Annotated in this window: 16 protein-coding genes; 10 read left to right on the top strand and 6 right to left on the bottom strand. The window is 51.4% G+C overall.

Annotation, left to right across the window (positions count from 1 at the left end):
- Window positions 1-397 precede the first annotated feature (397 nt).
- The 4 genes from ACJJI6_RS12885 to ACJJI6_RS12870 form a co-directional block, all read right to left on the bottom strand.
- Complete coding sequence (locus tag ACJJI6_RS12885) at window positions 398-3,253, bottom strand: TonB-dependent receptor domain-containing protein (RefSeq protein WP_475710744.1); 2,856 nt, start codon at window positions 3,251-3,253, stop codon at window positions 398-400.
- Window positions 3,254-3,526: 273 nt separating this feature from the next.
- The gene (locus ACJJI6_RS12880) at window positions 3,527-6,442 is read right to left on the bottom strand and encodes a TonB-dependent receptor (protein ID WP_475710742.1); all 2,916 of its coding nucleotides are present in this window, start codon (window positions 6,440-6,442) and stop codon (window positions 3,527-3,529) included.
- Between the two features lie 108 nt (window positions 6,443-6,550).
- On the bottom strand, window positions 6,551-7,600 hold the full coding sequence (locus tag ACJJI6_RS12875) for a FecR family protein (RefSeq protein ID WP_444934931.1): 1,050 nt from the start codon (window positions 7,598-7,600) through the stop codon (window positions 6,551-6,553).
- A gap of 340 nt (window positions 7,601-7,940) precedes the next feature.
- Window positions 7,941-8,468, bottom strand: a complete 528-nt coding sequence (locus tag ACJJI6_RS12870) for an RNA polymerase sigma factor (protein ID WP_413664471.1) — start codon at window positions 8,466-8,468, stop codon at window positions 7,941-7,943.
- Window positions 8,469-8,703: 235 nt separating this feature from the next.
- Between ACJJI6_RS12870 and dnaX the strand changes: the two genes are divergently transcribed.
- From dnaX to ACJJI6_RS12820, 10 genes are all read left to right on the top strand, one after another.
- The gene (gene dnaX / locus ACJJI6_RS12865; protein ID WP_475710740.1) at window positions 8,704-10,680 is read left to right on the top strand and encodes a DNA polymerase III subunit gamma/tau; all 1,977 of its coding nucleotides are present in this window, start codon (window positions 8,704-8,706) and stop codon (window positions 10,678-10,680) included.
- Window positions 10,681-10,735: 55 nt separating this feature from the next.
- On the top strand, window positions 10,736-11,080 hold the full coding sequence (locus tag ACJJI6_RS12860) for a YbaB/EbfC family nucleoid-associated protein (protein WP_475710738.1): 345 nt from the start codon (window positions 10,736-10,738) through the stop codon (window positions 11,078-11,080).
- 30 nt (window positions 11,081-11,110) lie between these two features.
- Window positions 11,111-11,716 carry a recombination mediator RecR gene (gene recR / locus ACJJI6_RS12855; RefSeq protein ID WP_108731886.1) on the top strand — a complete coding sequence of 202 codons (606 nt, stop codon included), beginning with the start codon at window positions 11,111-11,113 and terminating at the stop codon, window positions 11,714-11,716.
- A gap of 9 nt (window positions 11,717-11,725) precedes the next feature.
- Window positions 11,726-12,856 carry a ribonuclease D gene (gene rnd / locus ACJJI6_RS12850; RefSeq protein WP_475710736.1) on the top strand — a complete coding sequence of 377 codons (1,131 nt, stop codon included), beginning with the start codon at window positions 11,726-11,728 and terminating at the stop codon, window positions 12,854-12,856.
- Entirely contained in the window at window positions 12,853-13,140 is a 288-nt protein-coding gene (locus ACJJI6_RS12845) for a YcgL domain-containing protein (RefSeq protein WP_444892840.1), read from the top strand. Before rnd ends, ACJJI6_RS12845 begins: the two co-directional genes overlap by 4 nt.
- Window positions 13,141-13,150: 10 nt before the next feature.
- Entirely contained in the window at window positions 13,151-13,600 is a 450-nt protein-coding gene (locus ACJJI6_RS12840) for a YcgN family cysteine cluster protein (RefSeq protein ID WP_475710735.1), read from the top strand.
- 196 nt (window positions 13,601-13,796) lie between these two features.
- Complete coding sequence (locus ACJJI6_RS12835; protein WP_282934168.1) at window positions 13,797-14,177, top strand: hypothetical protein; 381 nt, start codon at window positions 13,797-13,799, stop codon at window positions 14,175-14,177.
- Window positions 14,178-14,592: 415 nt separating this feature from the next.
- On the top strand, window positions 14,593-15,273 hold the full coding sequence (locus tag ACJJI6_RS12830) for a YEATS-associated helix-containing protein (protein WP_108731891.1): 681 nt from the start codon (window positions 14,593-14,595) through the stop codon (window positions 15,271-15,273).
- Window positions 15,274-15,445: 172 nt separating this feature from the next.
- The gene (locus ACJJI6_RS12825) at window positions 15,446-16,291 is read left to right on the top strand and encodes an AAA family ATPase (protein ID WP_475710733.1); all 846 of its coding nucleotides are present in this window, start codon (window positions 15,446-15,448) and stop codon (window positions 16,289-16,291) included.
- 100 nt (window positions 16,292-16,391) lie between these two features.
- A complete protein-coding gene (locus ACJJI6_RS12820; protein WP_108731893.1) occupies window positions 16,392-17,573 on the top strand; it encodes a vWA domain-containing protein in 1,182 nt (393 codons plus the stop codon).
- 16 nt (window positions 17,574-17,589) lie between these two features.
- Here the strand turns inward: ACJJI6_RS12820 and ACJJI6_RS12815 are convergent, their stop codons facing one another.
- On the bottom strand, window positions 17,590-18,837 hold the full coding sequence (locus ACJJI6_RS12815; protein ID WP_475713454.1) for an amidase family protein: 1,248 nt from the start codon (window positions 18,835-18,837) through the stop codon (window positions 17,590-17,592).
- A gap of 12 nt (window positions 18,838-18,849) precedes the next feature.
- Complete coding sequence (locus ACJJI6_RS12810) at window positions 18,850-20,343, bottom strand: peptide MFS transporter (protein ID WP_413664480.1); 1,494 nt, start codon at window positions 20,341-20,343, stop codon at window positions 18,850-18,852.
- Window positions 20,344-20,461: the final 118 nt, after the last annotated feature.

The following is a 20,461-nucleotide window of genomic DNA, read 5'->3' as shown; positions in this document are numbered from 1 at the left end:
ACCTAGGGTCTGGGCGATACTTGTGTGGAAAGAATAGAGTGTTAGTCAGCAAATCAACTTGTTCTTTCTACCTGTGAAGTTTGCTTTGAGGGACTATTGCCGAGATGCGAACTTGATGGCTGTGGAAGAAAGGCGAACTGAATAAGGCCGGTGTAGTGGGATTCATTCTGAAGACCACTAGAAAAGGGGTATTTGAGAGAATCAGGTTAAGGGGGGCTGTTCCAGGCAAATTACTTCCCGCCGTCCTAGTTCAAAAATTGGCAGATATGCCGCATTAAGTGACGCTTTAATTCTTCTAAGAAGTGCCTTTTTATCTTTTGTTCTGCTCCATCAATTTATTGTTGAACAAAAAAGCCCGCGACGCGAACGCCGCGGGCTTTACTAAGAACTTGCGCTCTTAGAAGGTGTAACCTGCATTCAGGTAGACAGTGCGGCCGTAGCCATCAGAGTAACGTGGATCGAAACCTAACTGGTGTCCGGCGCCACTAGTACGCAGGGTGCGCGGCGGCTCTTCGTCGGTCAGGTTGTTGATACCGAGTTTCAGGGTCAGCTGATCTTCCATTAGGGCAAGCTGGCTCTGTACGTCGAAGGTAATGTAAGACGGCACAGTCAGCTGTACGGTCTCCGTTGCGATTCTAACAGTACCTTCACCATCTTCATTGTAAATGGTTTCAGTTTTGTAGGAGCCGTCATCGTTGAGCAGCATGATTGTGTTAGGCTGGTCCAGGTAACCGCTACGGTAGTTCATGCCCAGGTTATGGGTGAAGTTACCGTGGGACAGGGTGACGGCACCGCGGATCTGGTTGCGGAAGGTCACACTGTCATCAGAACCGAACTCTCCCATACTGGAGCCGTAAAGGGAGTTATCGTTCTCAATCATGTAGGTTCCGCCCAGGGAGAACAGCATATCACCGAAAGACAGCTCGAGTGATTGCTCGAAACGGTAGTCAACACCGCTTGCAGTGGATTCCCCGATGTTCACAAAGGCTTGGATAATGCCAAGCTCATCACGACCAGTACTGGAGTTGGGTACCCCTACAAACAGTTCGCGGTACTCAACTGGGTTGGCAAAGATCTCCTGCTCAGTCAAGGAATCTACTTGGTCTTCCATCTCGATGTGCCAGTAGTCGATAGTGGCATTGAAGCCGCTGTCGGTGTCCAGAACAAAGCCGAAGGAGTATTGAGTAGAAGTTTCTGCGCTCAGTTCCGTGTTACCACCACTTAGTACCTGAGCCTGGAAGCCTTCAGATGCGATACAGAGATTGCGCAGTTCATCGCCTGGCTCGAACGGGCAGTCGAAGGTACCAGACGTTACGCCGAAGTTCACCAGCGGACGTGCCAGCTGAATCATGGAAGGCGCTTTAAACCCAGTACCGTAAGAGGCGCGGAACGATAGGTTCTCGGTCGCAGCCCAGCGGGTGCTCAGCTTGTAGGTGAGGTCAGATTCAGAACTGTTTACGGAGCCGTAGTTTACGTCATCAACGACAGCATCGACACCGCCAATGGAGTCGTAGCGCAGAGATGCGGTGAAGTCCAGGGTGTCAAGCACCGGGAAAAGGGCTTCAGCGTAAGCGCCGTAGGTGTCGCGCTCCAGGTCGTAGGTAGTTCCTGGATCTCCGAACAGGATAAGGTCGTTTCTGTTAGCGTCAGAAATGCCCTGTTCATAGGTGTTGCGGCGGTAGTCAATACCGGCTGCCAGCTGGGCTTCACCACCATTCATGCTAAATAGTGGCATGTCCACAGAAAAGTCGATGCCAGTAGTGGCAGTTTCAGTGGTGTCGTTGTTGCCGTAGTAAATAGTATCAGCCAGGAGTGCACTGGCGTCGTCAGACAAGTTGTCTGGAGTATCAAAAATATTGATTTGACCAGATGAAACTAGATTGATGAACTCCTCTTCCAGCAGCCATCCGCCAACGAAGTTCTGCTCTTGGTCGGTTGAGGAGTGGAAAAATGCACCTTCATAATTGATCTCGCCAACAGAGCCGGCAAGACCTGTTACAAAATGAAAAGCATCTGACTTCCACTCCGTGGTGCGGTTGCCAGCAGGCAGGGCGCGCCAAGTACCGACAACTTGCTCGATATCAGCCTCATCAACGCTTGCGTGGGGTAATACATTATCCTGAACTAGGTCAGAGTCCATCGGCAGGGGCACGCCACCAGTTGGGAAAGGCGCGATTTTGGTAGTCATGGTGCGCTGGGAGTAAACCAGCTCGCCGAAGCCTTCCAGGTTATCACTGATACGGTATCTACCAGACAGGAATACGGAATCAGTTTCTTTTTCCGGCAGGATATACAGGGTGCTGGTGTAGTCGAAAGAGCATAAGTCGCCAGAAGGTGCATTACCTTCGGCACAATTGCCGTTTGCTTGCCTGTATGGGTTGAAGCTTTCATTTATTGGAGCTTCGCTGAGGTCTACTCCATTTTCATCGGCCCACTTTTGGCGATACTCTTCGGTGTAGTAAACGTAGGCATTACCCGGGATAGAGTTGGAAGAACCGTTGAAGAACTGGCCCTTGCTGCCAGTAACCGGGTTGGTTATGTTAATAATACCGCTGCTTGCCCAGTCACGGTCTTTCGCGGCGAGCTCGCTCTGTTCACTATGAGTGAAGCTTCCCATAATGGTGAAGCCGTCTTCGTCCAGGCTGCCAAAGCCGCTAGTAATATCGAAGGTAGCGATCTCGCCGCCGCCGCTAGCCTCGGTCATGTCGTAGCGGAAATTTACTGTAGTGTCGTCAACTTCTCGTTTGAGAATAAAGTTAACAACACCGGCAATAGCATCGGAGCCATAAAGGGCACTTGCACCGTCGGTTAATACTTCAACCTGCTCAATAGCAGCCAGAGGGATGTGGCTCAGGTCGACCTGATTGTCAGAGGTAGAGGAAGCCATACGGCGGCCGTTTAAGAGCACCAGGGTGTATTGGTCGCCGAGGTCGCGCAAGTTGGCAGTCTGCAAACCGCCGCCGCTACCGCCAACAGAGTCAGCAGCTACGGTCATGCCTTGCATAGAAGTCAATATGGACATTAGCTCAGGTGTAGAGGTCACACCGGTAGCGGCGATGGCGTCAGAGTCCATTACTTGGATCGGCAGAGCACCTTCCAGATCGGCGCGCTGGATGCGGGAGCCAGTTACGATTACTTCTTCAACCATTTCCGCATCTTCTTGAGCGAAAGCTGGCATTGCAGGAACCATAAGTGCGGCAGCGGTGAAGCCCAGGGCTCCTTTTACGGCTGCGGACAGGAGGTTCTTTTTCATTGTCAATCCTCTCTTGATCGTTGGATTTTTAGTCTTTGGTCATTAATGACGATTGCTGGAAATAGCTACCCCCAAGTGGCTACTTCCCTCCCAACACTCCTATTAACGAGTGGCGGACGGAACCCCTCAATAGAATCGTGTTTTTTTCTGATACTGCGTTTTGTCAGGTTTGGTAGGTTGGCAGGTGTTTGCTTAGCAGCCTTTCTGCCTTACTTTTGAGCACTATTAGAGGCGTGAGGAGCTGCAAGAGAGGTTGGAGTTGAATGGCTAAGCCTAGAGGCTAAGAGAAAAACTTGCGTAAAAAAATCGACCTGTGAGGTCATAGGTTAGGTAATCGTGATTATTGCTCTCAGCTGTTGATGCAAATGGAGGAGAGCGATCAAATAAATTATTGATGCCGATAGAAAACCTCAATCGAGAACTCGAGGAGTAGGCAATCTGTATATCATGGGATGACCAGCTGCTGATATTTCGGTTTTCGGTAGTGCCATCTAGATTGGTAAAGGTTTCTTCGAGGTTGTCGACGTAATGAACGGTATAGCCGGCATCCCAAGCCCCCATATCTAAATAGGCCCCAGCATTGGCTTTCCACTTTGGCAGCGACCCTAGGCCACCGGCGGAAGTGTCCGTGAAAGTGCCAGATAGATCTTCTTTGACTGAATTGGGGGAGCTCTGATTCAGATAGTGAAGAGTTTTGCTGATGTTTAAAGCTAATTGCAGCTTATTATCATTATTCAGCGAAAGGCGATAACGAAAAGCAGCATCATATCCGCGGATTTCTCGGCTACCTTGATTAATGCGGGAAGCATAAATTTTGGTAATGTCACCACTCTGGTCGCGTATGACTAAATCGGTATAGAGGTTGTAGTAGGCATTTTGGTCCAATAGGAATTGGGGGTTGGTGCCGATTACTTGGTCTTCATCTATATCATAAAGATCAAATTTAGCCATAAAGTCGGGGATTTGAAGAGGCTCCCATGTTACTCCGAGAGAAACTGTGTGGGATGTTTCGGGTGAAAGATCTGAATTCCCACTAAATTCGGTTAAATATTGTATCCGGGAGCTATCAGATTGAAATTGGCAGCCCGGCAGATTATTTGCATTTGAGCTTGAGCAGGGGTCGAATAGAAATTCCTGGGTTTGGTAGCCCTGCTGGTTCATATCTGTCAGAGTCGGTGCCCTGAATCCCGTGGTATAGCTGCTTCGTACAAGTAGGGAGGGACTGGGCTTCCATCTCAAGGCGAGCTTTGGATTGCTGGTATTTCCAAAGTCATCGTAATGAGAGCTTCTGATCGCTCCATCCAGCCATAATCTTTCAGAAATTAATGGGATGGACAGTTCCGCGAAGGCTTCTTTGACGAGTCGAGTTCCCTCAGTTGACCCTGGCGCATGCCCTCCAATAAATGACATTCCGAAACTATCGTTTGAGTGAAGGCTTACTCTTTCCCGTCTTAACTCAATGCCTGCTGCCGCGAGAATATTTCCCGCCGGTACCTTTTTGATGATGCCGTCGGTTATGAATGTGAGGGAGGTCATTCGTGAATTGCTGGTCGTGACACTTTTCCCTCGCACAAAATCCAATTGTTCTGCGTCGATACTACCGCTGGAACCAAGGAGATTGATTGCCACACAGGATGTTGTGGCATTGCAGAGGTCTGGCCCCTTGAGACCTAGCGACAGTGCGAAGGGGTCTATTACATTATTAAGTGTTTCTTTCTTGCGGGTCTTATGGATCGAAGCACCCAACTCCCATTGCCACTCGTCCCAAAAGCCTTTTACCCCAGCATTAAATCTCCAGGTGTCTGTCCGGTTGTTTTGTGTCCGTGGGCCAAGCTCAATAACGCGCCTGCGAACGTCGTAAACTTCTTGATTGAATGTGTTGTAAATATTGTCGGCAGATATCGTTAGGTCCCCATTGTCAAAGCGTGTAAATACCGGGGTCGGGGCTGAAATTGACTCTCCACTGGATCGAACTCCCATGACCTCAGAAAAAGCTTGCGCGCTATCACCGATATCTAGATTTCCCACTATGTATATCGAGTTGCTTTGAGTGGGAGTTATTGCTGAGGTGTAGTCGTTGTAGTCAAATTTATCCTCCGGTGACCATTTCTGATATGTGCCGGGTGAGAGGTTGGTCAATACTTCATTTCTTTCTAGGGCAATGAATCCGCCGGGGATAGCGGATGATCGCTGATCGGTGCCGCCATTTGTACGGCTGTCTGCTGAGTTGGAGAGCCCTCTGTCTCGGCTCATTACTTTTCCTTGGCGCTTCTGGGCCAGGTTAACCATTACATGGGAGCGGTCTCCCCTCCATCCCCAGGTTAAGTGGTGGGATTCGCTCTGTCGGTCGCCTTGCGAAGCCTGACCGTAATAGTTCTTTATTGAGAGCCCTTCAAAGTCAGTTTGCAGGATGATGTTCACAACCCCTGCAATTGCATCGGATCCATAAACTGCTGAGGCGCCGTCTTTGAGGATTTCTACCCTTTCAACAAGAGCTAGAGGGATAGTGTTTAGGTCTGTTGCCTCCCCATTAAATCCGTCACTAATGATGCGCCTGCCGTTGAGGAGAACAAGAGTGCTGTTAGCAGGTAGGCCACGCAGTGAGACAGTCGCAGTACCATCGCTCTCCAGGCTTACAGAGGTGCTCGTGGAGTTGCCAGAAATGGCAGGTAGGAACTTAAGTAGATCGGCGATAGTTTGAGCGCCAGTCATTTCCAGCTGTTGCCGCGAAAGCCGGTCAACAGGGAGATACCCCTCTGATTGGAAGTGGCGCAAATGGCTTCCTGTTAGGCTTTGCCCTGTGACTGTTACCTCTTCAGTTTGTGCAATACCCGTTTCTATTAGCTGAGGGGTATCCTGTTCAGGGGATTCAATAATTGCAACAGATGACGGTCCAACTTTTTTAAAGGATAAGGGGACCCCTGACAGTAGTTCTTCAAGCGCGGGCTCAAACCGGCCTTCAGGGCTGTGTAAAGTTTGCTTGCTTACTTGAAATCTAGTCGCAGATGAGGCTTTTACGAGTAATGATATTTTGCACTGCTGACCCAGAGATATCAGTGCTTTAGAGAGGTTCCCTTTGGAGATTACGACGCCTGATTCAGGGCATAGGGCATAAGCAGCGCCAGGGGAGCAGAGCGCTAACACAAGGGATATTGTTATCCAGTACCTAAGTGTCAATGAGGTGCCCATTCAAATACATGCAGCATGTCAAAATGCAGCAAATCTATAGTTTTTTTAGTTTTTGGGCGGACTAATTTTGCTTATGTAATATATAACCGCCGTGATGACGGTTATAACCTAGTTATGTGCGGGAGACAAGATAGTCAGGTTGGAGTTACTGTGGTCTTCGTGTAAGTCGAGCGCAGTAGCGATAGCTTTCAAGGTGCTGTCTGGATCGGAGATCTCGAAGGTCCCCGAAACTAATTTGTCCTCTACTTGGGGGGAGGCGGCAACGGGAACAGCTAAATAGCGGTTTAACTCAGTTAAAGCATCCTTAAGTGGGGTTTTTTCAAAGACTAACAGTCCTTTTGTCCAGTCGGTAGCTTCTTCCGGTGATGTTTGGCCAATTGGGCTAAGGCCTCTTTCAGAAACACTGACTTTTTCGTTCTTGATTAGTTGTACTGATTCGGGTCCTAAGCCGGGAGCGCTATCGGTCTCACTGACTGAGACGGTGCCTTCGGTTACGGATACTTTCGTGCTCTGCGGGTTGAGCTCAACGTTAAATTCAGTTCCCAATACGCGGATATTGGCGCTGCCGGCAGTAACAGTAAAGGGGCGAGAAGTTTGTCTTGCCACTTCGAAGAAGGCTTCACCTCGGACTAACTCCGTGCGGCGCTCATTGCGGTTATAGATTACCCGAAGTTCACTATTTGAGTTCAGTTTCACTTCTGAGCCGTCGGACAGGCTTATGGTTTGTATTTGTCCGCGTTCGGTCACATATATTTGGGCTTTGAGTTCGCCGCCCATACCCTGATAACCAACCCACAGGGCAACTATTGCTCCACAGGTTGCCAGTCCTCCGCCCATAAGCCACTGAGGCAATGTCCATTGCTTCGAGCTCAGCTGCTTCTGTGTTTCGCTAGATGCGGAGCATGAGGCCGCTTTACTTTGTGGATAGGGGATGCTTTCAGGGAACAGTGTGTCGATCGGCAGATGAGACAAGGCCCCCAAATCTCCCCAGAGTTCAGTGATTTCAGTAAAAGCCAGCTGATTCTCTTCTTTGGAAATCCACTGCTTGAATTGACGGCGGTCGCTAGATGTGATCGAGTCAGAGCGCAAACGAGCAACCCAAGCGCAAGCCTGATCCAGGCTATCTTCACTTAATGCTTGCTTAGGGTTAGTCTTCATGGCTGCTCTAGCACCTTGGATTTGCGAAAATTAACTTAGTACTTTGATACTAAAGGCGGCATATTACTCAAAGTCTCTCAATTTGTGCGACCTTTACTACACGGACCTTTGAGTAAAAAAATAATTCCAACGTGTTTTTACTGTATTGCAGTAAAAAGTTCTGTTGTATGTAGAGTATTTAGGTTTACTCAATACGGCCCTTCGAAGCTGAGACGGCTGAACAGCTTCCCCCCTCAAATAATTTTGTGGCGCTGCTGCTAAGGTTTGAATACCGGTGATTCATCTTCTTTTTATCGTTATGTTAAGGATAGGTGTCATAAGTGGCGCAACTGACTGAAGGTCACCTTTCAGGAGTTACCTTCTTACGACACGCTTTCAAAGCCTGCAAAATATACTTTTCCACACTACTCACGGAGATATTCATCTCCTTAGCTATCTCGCTATAGGAGAGGCCCCGGGTCCTATGCAATAGAAAGGCCTGGCGACACTTAAGGGGCAGCTTGTCCATGGTTTCGTATATCGACTGCAACTGCTGACGGGCTGCCAGCAATCTTTCTGGTGACTGGTGGTCCGCGTGGTCGTCGGTGTAGGGCTCACCCTCCATGGGGATCTGCTGGCTCACATACTCTACATGAAGCTTGCCTCGGCGGAGCTGGTCCACAGCAAGGTTATTGGCAATCTGGTAGAGGTAGGCCCGTGGATTCTCAAGTTCCTTCTCATCGCTGAGTTTTTGCAGGCGTAGATAGGCGTGTTGGGCGATATCCTCGGCATCGTCAGGGCTTTTTACAATGCGAGAGACAAAGCGTACCAAGGCCTGTCCGTGCTCGGTAAACAACCTTTCAAGAAGCGTCTTCCTGGCCTTATTCATTACTGATCGTGATCCCCGTACCCTGCTCGCTGTAGTTATGGACTGATTGTTCTTAGTGCGAGCTGGCGCACAGTTATATCACAAGCATTGGTTTCGCTACGAGAGGTACGATCGAACTTGAATGGTCACACTCTCCGATTCTCTATGCCTGACGGTGGATGCCGGTATAATGGCGGCCGCGCCACAGGCGCAGACAATAAGACCTTGCAGAGGTGTGTCGAGCACCGGAGATTGAATGAGTTATCAAGTACTGGCACGGAAGTGGCGGCCGAAGCTGTTTCGCGAGATGGTGGGGCAGGAGCATGTTCTCCAGGCGTTGATCAACGCCCTGGATAATGGTCGCTTGCACCACGCCTACCTCTTTGCCGGTACCCGTGGTGTGGGTAAAACCACGATCGCACGAATCCTGGCCAAGTGCCTGAATTGTGAAGAGGGAGTCAGTTCTGAGCCCTGTGGCCAGTGCCACACTTGCAATGAGATTGCCGATGGCCGTTTTGTCGACCTGATCGAAGTGGATGCAGCCTCGCGTACCAAGGTCGAAGATACTCGTGAACTGCTTGAGAACGTGCAGTACGCACCGACCCGGGGTCGCTTCAAGGTTTACCTGATCGACGAAGTCCATATGTTGTCGAACAGCTCGTTTAACGCGCTGTTAAAAACCCTCGAAGAACCGCCTCCCCATGTGAAGTTTCTACTGGCAACGACTGATCCGCAGAAGTTGCCGGTTACCGTGCTGTCCCGCTGTCTCCAGTTCAAACTGAAGAATATGAGCCCCGAGCGGGTTGTGGGGCACTTGAAGTTTGTGTTGGAGCAGGAACAGGTTCCGTTTGAAGAAGGGGCCCTGTGGCATCTCGGTCGCGCCGCAGATGGCAGTATGCGAGATGGGATGAGTCTTACTGACCAGGCCATCGCATTTGGTGGGGGACAAATTACTGAGGCAGAAGTGCGCGGTATGCTGGGCAGTATCGATACCGGTTTGGTGTGGAAGCTGCTGCAAGCCTTGTCTGAAGAGGACGCACAGGCTTTATTTGCCACAGTTGCTGAGTTGTCTCAGCAGGCCCCTGATTACAGTGCAGCGCTGGCAGAACTTGCCGATAACCTGCACCGTATCGCAGTGGCTCAGGTGTTGCCTCAATCTATCGATAATTCCCTGGGTGATGGTGAGCGACTGAGAAATTTAGCTGGGCGTATCGCCCCGGAAAATGTGCAGCTGTATTACCAAATGGCCCTGCTGGCCCGGCGTGACCTGCCCTTGGCCCCGGATCAGCGCAGTGGCTTTGAAATGGCTCTGCTGCGGATGTTGGCTTTCCGTCCTCAGGGGGTTGCGGATATTCCCCGTTCACCACTGCCATCGGCTTCCGAACCCGTTTCACCAGCACCGGCTCCAGAAGTGCTACAGCCACAGGCTCCTGTAGCTCCAGAAGTATCGGAGGTCAGTCCGGCAAAAAAGCCTGAAGCGGCACAGCCGCAGGCTGTTACAGCGGTTGATCTAACTCCCCCGCAGGCAGTGGAGGGCCTACAACCGTTAAAGCATCAGGCTGAGCGGCGAGAGGTAGAGCCGGCAGTCCCAACTGAAATGATCAGTGAGCCAGTGACGGAGGCTCAGCCGGAGCAAATTACAAGCCCGCCCCCTGTCCAGGGAGTGGCAGAAGAGCGTCCCCAGCGTAAAGATGTCCTGGCCGAGCTGCGCCAGCGAGTTGCGGAAGTGGAGTCGGCGCCGGCACCACAGCAACCAGTACCACAAAATACGGTGAATACCTCGCGGGAGGCTCCGGTAGAAAGCCGCAGTCAGGAAGTGCCAAAAGGGCGTTTGGAAGCATTAACGCCTGGCAGTTGGCCGGTAATGTATGGACAGCTGGGTATTACCGGTATTTTGCACTCTATTGCCCAGCACTTGGAGATGGTGGGCAGGCAGGACAATACACTCTCGTTCACCCTGGATGAATCCTACAGCAGCCTCTACGACGAAGTTCACCAGCGGCGCCTGGGGGACTCTCTGGCTGACTTCTTCCAGCAGCCTGTGGTGGCGCAGATCCAAGTAGGGCAGGTACATGGGAGTACCCCCGCCCGATTAGTCGCAGCTACCCGCCAAGCGCGGCTAGAAGCTGCCCAGGATGCACTGGTTGCTGACCCACTGGTTCAAGAATTACAGACAGAATTGAGTGCGGAACTGGTGCCGGGCTCCGTAGAATCACTAGTAGTAGAAGATTAATGACAATTAGGGCCCGGTTTATTCCGGGGCTACATGCACAAGATAGAGGTTACCTATGAAAGGTTTGGGCGATTTGATGCAGCAGGCCCAGAAAATGCAGGCCGATATGCAGGAAAAAATGCAGAAGATGCAACAGGACCTGACTCAGCTTCGCATCTGCGGTGAGTCTGGGGCGGGTATGGTCAAGGTGACGATGAATGGTCGCCACGATGTGGTATCTGTGGAAATTGATCCCTCCCTGATGACCGAGGAGAAGGAAATGCTGGAAGACCTGCTAGCCGCTGCGGTCAACGACGCTGTGCGCCGTGTAGAGGAAAAAACACAGGAACTGCAAAAGCAGGGGATGGGAGACCTGACTTCAGGTATCAATTTGCCTGAAGGCTTTAAGTTCCCCTTTTAAGAAGTGGCCATCCACTGGTTTTGAGTTTGTATGTTTAGTCCCCTGATTGAAGAGCTGATCCGCGCGCTCCGCTGTCTGCCCAGTGTGGGCCCCAAGTCCGCGCAGCGCATGGCGATGTACCTGTTGGAAAAAGACCGCGAAGCTGCCTCACTGCTGGCCCAGAGTTTGGCGCGAGCGGTGGAACAAGTGGGGCGCTGTGGGCAGTGTCGCACCCTGACAGAGGAGCCCGTTTGCTCATTGTGTAGCAATAGCCGGCGCGAGCAGGACTCACTGTGCGTGGTTGAGACGCCCGCTGATGTTCTGGCCATTGAACAGGCTGGTAATTATCACGGTCGCTACTTTGTCCTGCATGGGCATCTCTCGCCCATCGATGGTATTGGCCCGGGGGACCTGGGGATCGACTTGCTGGAGCAGAGACTCGCTACTGAGCAGTTGCGCGAACTTATTGTCGCCACTAACCCTACGGTAGAAGGTGAAGCCACCGCGCAGTACATCGCGGAGAGAGCTCGTGCCCAGGGGGTGGCGGTGAGCCGGATTGCCCACGGTGTGCCCATCGGCGGAGAATTGGAATATATCGATGGCGGCACTCTCGCCCACGCCTTTAATAGTCGAACCGCATTTTTTTCCGGCAGTTGAGTGATATCGATGACAGAAATAGATACCACTCCACGCTGGGTCGACAGTTACGAGCAGCTGGTAGAGTTGTGTGCAGAATGGCGCAAGCAGAGTGCGGTAGCCCTGGATACCGAGTTTATGCGCAGCCGTACTTTTTATCCCCAACCGGCCCTGGTCCAGGTAGGTGATGGAAAACACTGCTACCTGATCGACAATTTGGCGATTGAGGAGTTACAGCCGCTTCGCGACCTCTTGCTCGATACCGCTGTCACTAAAATCATGCACAGTTGTAGTGAGGACCTGGAAACCCTTGAGCGCTTGCTGGGCGTGATTCCCGAGCCCATTTTTGATACCCAAATTGCCGCTGCAATCTGTGGTATGGGAGCAGGCTTAGGTTATGCGGCGACAGTTAACCAGCTACTGCATATTGAGTTGCCCAAGAGTGAAACCCGCTCGGACTGGCTGCAGAGACCTCTCAGTGATGCACAGAAAACCTATGCCGCCCTCGATGTCGCTTGGTTGCCGGTACTCTACGGCGTACTGGTAAAGGACCTCAATGCGAAGGGGCGCCTGGAGTGGTTGCAGGAAGACTGTGCATCATTGGTGGTCACGGCTCGGAACCCGAACCCACCTGAGGTTTACTACCAAAAAGTGAAAGGTGCCTGGCGCCTGCGCAGTAAACAACTGGCAGTGCTACAGGATGTATGTGCCTGGCGCGAAAAGCAGGCCAGGGCGCTGAATATGCCGCGCAATCACTTGTTGAAAGAGAATGTCTGTCTCGGCCTGGCCCAGCAGTTGCCCCGGCACAGAGGCGCCTTGAGCCAACTGGGTATGGAAGGGCGGGCTTTGCGTGAGCACGGAGAGACCCTGTTAAAAATCGTTGCCCAAGCCTGTGAGAGAAGCGATCCACCTGCGCGAATGCAGCAGCCTCTCAACCGGCAGCAGGGAGAGATCCTCAAGCAACTGCGACTTGAGATGGTGTCTATTGCCGAGCGGGCCGGGTTGCCTGCCGAAATATTAATTCGCAAAAAAGAGCTCGAAGCTCTGGTCCAGGCCCGTCGACCCGAGTTAGAGGGGCGGCTCAGAGGGTGGCGGGCCGATGTGATTGGCCATCCTTTGCTCGAAGCTCTGAAACAATTGCGTAAAGAGGAATTGAAGTGAAAGTTTTATGCGATATTTATCGCAGTCCAAATAAAGACGAAATGTATCTGTACGTGGATAAGCGCGAGGGCACTGCGAGGGTTCCCAAAAATCTACTGGAGCTTTTCGGCAAGCCGCAGCACGTCACTACGATGTTGGTGACGCCGGACAAAAAGCTGGCCCGTGCAGAGGCGGACAAGTTGCTCAAAGAGGTGCGCACTCGCGGCTATTACTTACAGATGCCGCCAATAGCCGATTCCGAAATGAGTGAAATCGCGCTGAAGAACAGCAAGTTGCAACGCTGAGTCGAGCTAAATGGCACAGGAGCCTTTTTGGCGGCGGAAAACGCTGGAGCAAATGAGTCGATCCGAGTGGGAGCAGCTTTGTGACGGTTGTGGTCGCTGCTGTCTGCACAGTTTGGAGGATGAGGATACGGGTGAGGTCTACCTCACTAATGTGGCCTGTCGCCTGTTGGATACCTATTCCTGCCAGTGCAGCAAGTACAGCCAGCGCAAAGCCCATGTCCCCGGATGCATTCAGTTGCGTATAGAGGATATTGCCGAATTTGATTGGTTGCCGCTCACCTGCGCCTACCGCAGTCTTGCGGAAGGGCGCCTTCTTGCAGACTGGCACCCATTGGTGTCGGGGGACCCGGAATCCGTACATCGGGCGGGGATATCGGTGCGTGGGCGCGTTGTCAGTGAAGAGTCGGTTCATCCAGACGATATGGAGGATCATATTGTCTCTTGGGTTGAACAAGGTTGATCGCAAACGGGAACTGCGACCTGTGAACGCCTTTGAATATTGCGCATAATTAATTCGATTCTTCGAATTAATTATCGCTGGCAGTCTTTGTCTGCGAAGCGGCGTAAATATGCCGGTTCCGAGCGAGTGACGATGTAAAGGACCCTGGCATATTCGCCCGATATTAAATCGGTGTGCCAGAAAGTAGAGTGAGAGAATGACAGAAGATTTCCAATTTGCCTGGATGGTATACGCCGCTTCAACACTGGTTATGCTGTTGGCGGGCTGGTGGTTTATGCGCAATTGGCGCTGGAGTTGGGTGCGCCAGACTCTACTGTTAGTGGCTGCGGCAGTGTTGTTGGCGCCGGCAAAGACCTCTGTAGCGGAGTCAGTTGCTGTGCCGGTGTTGCCGCTATTTGTTTATCAAACGCTGTTTGAAGAAAATGGAGCGGCGCCAGAGGTCACTACCAATTTGATATTCGCTTCGGGTGGAGCCCTGGCGATCATGGTTGTTTGGGGGATTGTCAGCTTGCTGATGAGATTTCGTCGGGACAGGCGTCGTCGCTTTGATGAAGATCCCTACTTTAACGAACAATAACCCAAGATATGGCTGTCATGCCTGAGGGCAGGGTAGCCATTCACCCAGTATTTTTTGTTGCATTTTAATTCACTTGCGCAGCCATCGTCCCTCCTCGACGCCTATATCCAGGCCTTCACTCGGTTGCTCGTATCAAAGGCGCTAAAACCCTTTAGACCGACAACCCCAGTCAATGACAGCTGCTATATCTATTAAGCTGGTTCCCGCTGTGGCGCAATGGAAAACAATGTAAAAGCCGTGTCACTTTTCTGCCAGGTATCCAGTAACAACAAGAGGCGGCTGTATCCGGTATGTGGGAAATACCTCGCACCTAATAGAGGAAGAGGGCAAGGGCAGTCGTGAATAGAGTGAAATATTCAGTTCAATACCCACTTGCCCGGATTGGCAGTGAGAGCCGAATGGCTGAGGAATACTGATGCTCGATCACCTGCTTATATTGACTGCAGTAATGCTGGTTTCGGGCATTTTGGGTGGGCTGGTCAATTACTATCAAATGCTGTTCACCGAAGAAGATCCAGCGGGGCTCGCACGTTGCCTGATTATGGGGCTGTGTGGCGCCTTGATGGTGCCGATATTCCTTAAATTCACCCAGAGTGACTTGTTGATAGAAATCCAGGGTGACCCCTCGCGTTTATTGATTTTTACCGGTTACTGCCTGCTCGCTGCAATTGCGTCCCGTATGTTCGTGTTTAACGCCGCGCGGCGCCAGTTGCGCGACGCCAGTATTGCCCGTGCCCGAGTAGAGAATATGGAGCAGGAACTGCGCACCATGCAGTTGGAAATGATGCCCCTATTGGAGCATGAAATTGAGGGCGATCCCGAGCAGGGGCCGACCATCGATTTCAATCAGATCCGTAAATTGGATGACAATGCCCTACAGGTACTGCATTTGTTAAATACGGGGGAGTGTGTATTTCGGTCTCTTTCCGGCATGGTGCAGGACAGCGGTATGGAAACCAATTCTATTGCCCGCGCCTTGAATAGCTTGCTGGTGCTGGAGATGGTCGGGAAAATTCACAGTCACCTGGGCATCCGCTGGTATATCACCGGCAAAGGTCGCCAGGTTGTACACCGCCGCAGTACCCAGATGGCCTAGGCTGCTTCGGAAAGCCCACGCGTACTTTCAAGGCTTGCCCTGCGGGACTGGCAAATTCCCCCAGCGCAAGCTGGTCATCCAAATTGAGCGTTACCGCCTCGCCCCCAACCTGTTGTTCAATTATCATTCGCTAAAAGAGATAGTTAGCCTCGACGACAGGATTGGAGCAGTTATGAAGTTTACCGGTACCGAAAGCTATGTAGCGACCGACGACTTGCAGATGGCGGTGAATGCGGCCGTTACCCTGCAGCGCCCACTATTGATCAAGGGTGAGCCCGGCACCGGCAAAACACTGCTCGCCGAGCAGGTAGCAGAGAGCCTCGGACTAAAGCTGATTCAGTGGCATATTAAATCCACCACCAAAGCCCAGCAGGGCCTGTACGAGTACGACGCGGTATCCCGCCTGCGGGACTCCCAACTGGGGGTGGATAAGGTTCACGATATTGGCAACTACATTAAGCGCGGTAAGCTTTGGGAGGCCTTTGCGGCAGAAGAGCGCGTGGTGCTGCTGATCGATGAAATCGATAAAGCGGATATCGAATTTCCCAACGACCTGCTGGTTGAGCTGGATCGCATGGAGTTCTTTGTCTATGAGACTGGAGAAACCATCAAGGCCAAGCAGCGCCCCATCGTAATTATCACTTCCAATAATGAGAAAGAGTTGCCGGACGCCTTTTTGCGCCGCTGCTTTTTCCATTACATCAGCTTCCCCGATCGTGACACCATGCGCAAAATTGTCGATGTGCACTATCCAGAGATCAAAGGGCAGTTGGTGGCCGAGGCAATGGATATTTTCTTCCAGCTGCGCGAGGTTCCAGGCCTGAAGAAAAAGCCTTCGACCTCCGAACTGATCGATTGGCTCAAGCTGTTGATGGCTGATGATATTCCCGAGGAGATCTTGAAAAACAGCGATAGCAGCAATGCCATTCCGCCGCTCTACGGTGCCCTGCTGAAAAACGAGCAGGATGTCCATATGCTGGAGCGCCTGGCGTTTATGGCCCGTCGCGATAATCGCTAAACTGTGTTGGTTAATGTCACCGAGGGCTTAGGTTGTCCTCGGTGATTTCGGCCCGGTTTAACCGGGTGTTATTTTTTCCCTGTGCTGACTGCGAATTATTATGCTGATTGGCTTTTTCCAGAATTTACGCCGCTATAAATTACCGGTAACCATCACCGAACTGCTGGCCCTGCTTGAGGCATTACAGCAGCGCCTGGTATTTGCCGACCTTGAGGAATTTTACTTCCTTGCCCGAGTTTGCCTCGTCAAGGACGAGAAGCACTTCGATAAATTTGATCGCGCTTTCGACGCCTATTTTAAGGACCTTGAGACCCTCGACGACATTGTCGAGCAAATGATTCCCGAGGACTGGCTGCGTGCAGAATTTATGAAACAGCTGACCGAAGAGGAAAAGGCCCAGGTGCAAAGCCTCGGTGGCTTGGAAAAACTACTGGAGGAATTTAAAAAGCGTCTAGAGGAGCAGAAGAAGCGTCACAGCGGTGGTAATCGCTGGATTGGTACTGGCGGCACCAGCCCGTTTGGCAATAGTGGTTATCATCCCGGCGGTATCCGTGTGGGCGGCAAGGGGCGCAATCGCTCGGCGTCAAAGGTTTGGGAGAAGCGCCAGTTTAAAAATCTGGATGACAGTATCAGTCTGGGCACCCGCAATATCCAGGTGGCTCTGCGCAAGTTGCGCAAATTTGCCCGCACCGGTGCCGCGGAGGAACTGGATCTGGATAACACCATTTCCTCTACTGCACGCAACGCAGGGTTACTGGATATTCAAATGGTGCCGGAGCGACATAATGCGATTAAGGTGCTGATCTTTTTCGATGTAGGGGGCTCTATGGACCCCTATGTGCGCGTCTGTGAAGAACTGTTCTCCGCCTGTCGTTCTGAGTTCAAGCATCTCGAATATTTTTATTTCCACAATTTTGTTTACGAGCATGTGTGGAAAGACAATCAGCGGCGCTATAGCGAAAATACCTCGCTGCTGGAAATACTGCGCACCTATGGCAAGGACTACAAAGTAATTTTTGTCGGCGATGCGTCTATGGCGCCCTACGAAATTACCAGTCGTTTCGGCAGTGTCGAACATATGAATGAAGAGCCCGGTGCGGCCTGGATGGAGCGTGTTACCGACACCTACAGTAACCTGATCTGGTTGAATCCTGTAGGAGAGGAGTACTGGCAATATACTCCCAGTATCGGTATGACCCAGAGACTGGTGGACGGGCATATGTATCCGATGACCCTGGAGGGATTGGATCGAGCCATCGCTTATTTGGTTAAAGGGCGTTAAAAGGCTGATCGCTTTTTCAGGTAGCACCGTAGGTGCTGCCTGCTATTCCTTCGAGGGATTTTGTTAGTTGTTCAACTAGAGAGAGAAGCGAAAAATCGCTTCGTGGAGTCATTATCAATGAGAAGCCACTGGGTTTCTCTATCTCTTTTCCCCCAGTATTAATCCCATTTTCTACGATAGAAAACAACGGCAGATGACACTGGGGGGCGCCCCAAAGCCCTGCAATAGCGGTTAAACCCAATAGTCGCTGGCGATTTGTTTGTAATTTTCTGGATTCACTATCGGTCCCTTTCTTAATTGCGGTTGTGGGGGTGGTTGGTACTAGTAAAACGCTACTGTTGTCCGGTAGTAATGTTTCCATCAACTTGCACCACTGTTGTCGTTTTTCGTTGGCCCAGGATATCTCATCATCGGTAATTGATAGGGCCATAGTAATTCTTGTGGCTATGTCCTCTGAAAATACCGGCCGGTATTTTCGCAACCAGTCTCCGTGAGTATTGGCGATGGCGCGGCCCTGCAAAATTCTGAATACATCCGCCAGCTCGCCCAGTAATTCAATGTCAGACAGGTGTTTAATCTCGCAGATAGAAAATTGATTATTTAATGTAGGAATAAATTCCTGGATTGCTGATTGAATAGGCGTATCTGCCAGTTGACTGATCTCGGGGCAAGTAACCAGGCGGGTTACTTTATTTGCGGATAAATGCTGTGACGGGATTAGAATTTTGCCGACGTCTACAAGTAATGAAGGAGTTTGACTAAACCAACCGACAGTATCAAAGCAGGGTGCTAAACCGATAACACCGTCGGTAGGAATAAGTGAGTGACTGGTTCGAATGCCGAATAAACCACAATAGCTTGCAGGTACCCTCACCGATCCGCCGGTGTCGGTGCCTAAGCCAATATCGGCTGTTCCTGAGGCCACGGCGGCGGCCGATCCCATAGAGGAACCCCCACAAAAATAGCCGGGCAGTTTAGGGTTGTCGGCAGAACCGTAGTGTAAATTACTCCCCTGCATGCTGTAGGCGAGTTCATCAAGGTGAGTAAACCCAGTAAAGGTTGAGCCGGCCTCCAGTAATTTCTGCAAGCTAAGTGCGGTTTTATTGGCAGGAGGGTGAGTATTGAACCACTCGGGGCTGCCTGCCGTATTTTTCTCCCCTTTCAATTGAAAGAGATCTTTGACCGCTAAACGTACGCCTGTTAGCGGTCCGGAATCTGATAACGTTAAAGAGCGAGGTCCGTGCTCGCAAAATACGCCTTTTATGGGTTGGCTCCCTTATTTGTCATTACCGCTAAAATGCTTCGGCGGTACACCGTCGTGATCGGCGGTGATGCTCAGTTCCTCCTTGGTGGTTTCGCCCACCTTTACATGAACCTCTTCTGCACCGTGCATCCAGTCCACCAGTTTCTCGCGAATAAAGTACAGGATAATTCCGGCAATAATAGCGGCCAGGGCTACTCCGCCAAAGGTTGCGAGTGGACCGGATACACCGACGAGTTTACCGATCTCTGCGGCTCCTTTGTTGGCAATACCAATAAAGGCAAACCAAAGCCCCATCATCAGGGATAAATAGCGCAGCGGAGATAATTTAGTTACGACAGAGAGCCCAATTGGCGATAGGCAAAGTTCGCCAATGGTGTGGAAAATATAGGCAAATACCAGCCACCAAATACTCGCTTTAATGGTCTCTGAATCGCCAATTTGCAGGGCGGCACCGCACATGGATAAGAAACCCACGCCGAGAAAAACCAGCCCCAAACTGAATTTGGCCGGTGAGCTAGGTTCCCGATCCCCCATGCCTACCCAGATACTGGCCATAATTGGCGCGAGGATAATAATAAACAGAGGGTTTACCATCTGCAGCCAACTGGCGGGAATTTCCCACCCCAGTACATTCAGGTCGGTTCGATATTTGGCGAATAAGTTCATTGAGCCGGCAGCCTGCTCAAAGCCGGCCCAAAAAATCACGATAAACACACCCAGCACCAAAATAACTTTGATGCGGTCGCGCTCTTCCTGAGTCAACGGGCGGCGCTTATCGACGTCCTCATCTTTCTTGTCTTTCAGTTCCAGGTGCGCAGAAGGTTCTACACCGATTTCTCCCAGGTAGCGCTTGGCTTGGGTCATCTGCAGGATTAGGCCGGCTAACATGCCAAGGCCAGCGACGATAAAGGCCAGCTGGTAATCCACCTTTTCCCCAATCCAGCCCACCAGTAGGTAACCGAGGATAGAGCCCAGGTTGATGCCCATATAAAAAATGGTAAAGGCGGTATCCCGGCGGTGGTCACCTTCCTCGTAAAGGTCCCCGACCATGGTAGAGATATTTGGCTTGAAGAAACCGTTGCCGATAATCAGCAATGCCAACCCGATCCATAGCATATAAATTTGGCTGCCATTTGGCAGCCAACCGTGGGGGAATCCCAGGGCGAACTGCCCCAGCATCATCAAGGTGCCGCCGAACATAATACAGCGGCGCTGGCCCCAGCGATTATCTGCCATCCAACCGCCAATAATGGGGGTTAGGTAGACCAGCATTGCATACCAGCCCAGGTAGCTGAGGGCTTTGGATTGCAATTCGGTATCGGTCAGTTGTTCCCAGCCGAAGACTGCGGCAGTCGCTGTAGAGGTCAGGTAGAAGACAAAAATACCACGCATGCCGTAGTAGCTGAGACGTTCCCACATCTCAGTACCAAACAACAGGAAGAGTCCTTTGGGGTGGCCAAATAGCTGGCCTGCGCTGGCGGGGGGCTTGGGCTTGATCTCTTGCATAGTACTGCTCGCAAGGTATGACCCTGAGGAATTGCACCAGCAGTAAAGGCCGTGCCCCTCAGAAGAAGTGCTATTCGCACCAGTATAGATGAGCGCCACAATAAGGTTTGATAGCCCT

Source organism: Microbulbifer maximicatervae (SeqCode) (genome assembly GCF_056232625.1).
The sequence above is the reverse complement of the archived record's forward strand: the minus strand, read 5'-3'. Positions and strand labels throughout refer to the sequence as shown.